Below are 3,087 nucleotides of genomic sequence, written 5' to 3' on the forward strand. Positions count from 1 at the left end.
CCGCCGGCGACTGGCGACTGATTGACGCCGCTGATCCGCACGTCTATGCCTTTACCCGTGAGCTCGACGCTGAGAAGTTGTTGGTCGTAGTCAATATGTCCAGTCGAACCGTTGACCTGCCACGTGAGGCTGCCGAACTAACCGCCGTCGGAATCGCCGAGCCGAATGTGGTGATCAGCACGTATGACGCTCCGCACACCGTGGCCTCCCTTGCCAACCGCGAGCTCGACCCGTGGGAGGCAGCCGTCATCCAGTTGTAGTGCATTGAGTGCCTTTCTCCGCTCAAAGAGGTACTTCGGGGCTATCCCGAAATGCTATCTGTCTTGAGAGAGGTACCGTAACGTCGAAACCCCAGGTATAAGCATTGAAAATCAAGGCTTATACCCGGGGTTTTTGCTTCTCGGTACCCCTATGAAAACAGATAGCTGTCTGCAAAAGGCCGAATGTACCTCTGTGAAGCGAGATAGCTGGTGTCTCTCGGCATTGTGGTGCTTACAATGGAAAGCTATGGAACAAAAGGATGTTTTGAAGGCGCTGCAACGTGATCATGCAGCCGAACTGAAGCTGGCCGCCGAACGACTCAAAGGCACTGCCCGCCACACGGAGATCATTCCTTCTCCGGTGCTGAGCGAGATGACCGGCCATGAGATTCTCCTGAAGCCGGAAAACCTGCAGGTCACCGGATCCTTCAAGATCCGCGGTGCCTATAACAAGATTGCTTCGCTCACCGAAGAGCAGATCGCTCACGGCATCGTCACCGCGTCTGCCGGCAACCATGCCCAGGGTGTGGCCTATGCGGCCCGCGAGCGTGGAGCCAAGGCCACCATCTGCATGCCGCAGATCACCCCGCCGCTGAAGGTCGATGCCACCAAGGCCTACGGTGCCGACGTGGTGCTGTACGGCGATGTGTTCGATGAATCCGCCGCCCACGCTGCTGAGCTCGCCGACAAGGAAGGCATGATTTACGTGCCGCCATTCGACGATTACGAAGTCATCTGCGGCCAAGGCACCATCGGTCTGGAGATCCTTGAAGACGTGCCGAACGTCACTGACGTGGTCGTGCCGCTCGGTGGTGGTGGCCTGGGTGCCGGCGTGGCGCTCGCCATCAAGACATTCAAGCCTGAAGTGCGCGTAATCGGTGCGATTCCGGAGGGCTCACCGGCCTGGAAGGACTCGCTGGCCGCGGGTCGTGTGTCTCCGGCTGACCATGTGGTTACCTCCGCCGAAGGTGTTGCGGTCAAGCACCCCGGCGACCTGCCCTTCGCTCTGATTAACGAGTTCCTGGACGATCTGGTCACCGTCACCGAGCGCGACATCAACGAAATGATTCTGCTCATGCTCGAGAAGCATAAGCTGGTGGTCGAGGCGGCCGGCGCCGTTTCGCTGGCTGCGCTGGAACACCTGAACCTGCGTTCGCGCAAGTTCGCCGCCGCCACCGGCCCGCACGTGGTGGTTCCGATTATGTCCGGCGGCAATATCGACACCGTGACCATGGGTGCGGTGATTCAGAAAGGTATGATCGCCCGCGGCCGCATCATGAACTTCGAGGTCGAGCTGCCGGATACTCCGGGCCAGCTCGTCAAGGTGGCCACCCTGCTTGCCGAGCAGCGCGCCAACGTCATTCAGCTTGATCACGACCAGTTCAAGGCATCCGGCCACTACACCAACGCGGTGTCTCTCGGCGTCACGGTCGAGACCAACGGCCCCGAGCACATCGACCGCATCCTCGCGGCACTCAGGGAAGCCGGATTCCAGCCCAAGCGCATCTACTGATTCCAATACCGCTGGCGGGAAGCCGCGCAGAAGTGTGCTCCAATACCTCCCGCTGGCGGGAGGTGGCGCAAAAGCGCCGGTGGGTGGTTAACCGACAATCATCAGTTGCTTAACCCACCCACCGGCGCTTTCGTTATGCTGAGGGCTACTTGTTCTCCGCAATCGTCTCGTCCACCAACTTCGGCAGGGCAACGGCGATATCCTCATGAATCAAGCGGCTCGCAAGATGGTCATATTGCGTGTGACCCATATTCATAATGGTGATGGGCACGCCCGCCTGCGCGGCCACCGGCACAATGCTCGCCGCCGGGTACACCTCAAGGGTCGATCCGATTACCCATAGTTCGTCGGCTTTGGTGGCCAGACTGTACGACTTCTCCATCGCGCCGTCCGGCAACGCCTCACCGAAATACACCACATCGGTTTTGATAATGCCATTGCACGGCATATCGCCACGATACTTCAGTTTGCGATGGCAATGTGGGTCGGGCTCTTCATCCAAACGGGCCATGATGTCCGCCGTGGCATATTCCTGATGGCACTTCATGCAATGCGAGGTGCCGATAGTGCCGTGCAGGTTCACGATGACGTTGTCGCTGTTGCCGGCCTTCTCATGCAGCGCATCGAAGTTCTGCGTGGCCAGCAGCGTCAGCATGCCGGCTTGTTCCAGCTTGACCAGCGCCTTATGCGCAGTGCCGGGCTGCGCATTCCATACTGGCGATTCCTTTTGCCAGCGCCAGGAGTACTCGCGGTCCTCTTTGTTGCGCAGGAACAGATCGATGTCGTAAACGCTCATTTGGTCAGGATGCTTGGTCCACACACCGTCCGGACCGCGGAAATCAGGGATGCCGGCGGACGTGGAAATGCCCGCCCCGGTTAATACAGCAATCTTCTTGGTCATAACTACAGGTATACCCGCGATTCATGAACGAAATCCGATGACGGAGCGCTGTCATGCGCCGATTGTGCGCCGGCAGTGTGGTTGCCGAGAGATGAACGCAGGGCCGACAAGCTGAAAACTCTCGCGACACGCCAGCCGAATAGTGGATTTGATGCTTTTCAGAAACATTTGAGGGGTTAGCCTAGCCTCATCAGAGCAAAGTGGGCTCTGTGCGACACGCCGAGGGAACCGCGCTGTTATGCCGATTCCTGGGGTTTTTGTGCGCCTTGATTTGCGTGAATCCGGACATGCGTGTAAGTTATTCATCTGTTGCCGCTCAGCGCGGCGGGTTCCTTCCTCTGGTTGGTTTCCCGTCTGGCTGGTGTGGTGGTGGTTTGAGAACTCAAGAGCGTGTTTGTACTACTTCTTTATAG

3 protein-coding genes are annotated in these 3,087 nt (G+C 58.5%); 2 read left to right on the forward strand and 1 reads right to left on the reverse strand.

Annotation, left to right across the window (positions count from 1 at the left end; genetic code table 11):
- The coding region (locus AB5287_RS09825) for an alpha-glucosidase C-terminal domain-containing protein (RefSeq protein WP_368221148.1) at positions 1 to 260 on the forward strand (260 nt) is incomplete at its 5' end.
- A 247-nt stretch (positions 261 to 507) separates the two neighbouring features.
- A complete protein-coding gene (gene ilvA / locus AB5287_RS09830; RefSeq protein WP_007051833.1) occupies positions 508 to 1,773 on the forward strand; it encodes a threonine ammonia-lyase in 1,266 nt (421 codons plus the stop codon).
- 145 nt (positions 1,774 to 1,918) lie between these two features.
- On the opposite strand, the gene AB5287_RS09835 is transcribed toward ilvA, so the two are convergent.
- On the reverse strand, positions 1,919 to 2,674 hold the full coding sequence (locus AB5287_RS09835; protein ID WP_007051834.1) for an NAD-dependent protein deacetylase: 756 nt from the start codon (positions 2,672 to 2,674) through the stop codon (positions 1,919 to 1,921).
- Between the last annotated feature and the right edge of the window lie 413 nt (positions 2,675 to 3,087).

The sequence above is a fragment of the Bifidobacterium sp. RTP21102st3_E2_RTP21102_210122 genome (genome assembly GCF_040916945.1).
In the GTDB taxonomy this organism is placed as follows: domain Bacteria; phylum Actinomycetota; class Actinomycetes; order Actinomycetales; family Bifidobacteriaceae; genus Bifidobacterium; species Bifidobacterium longum.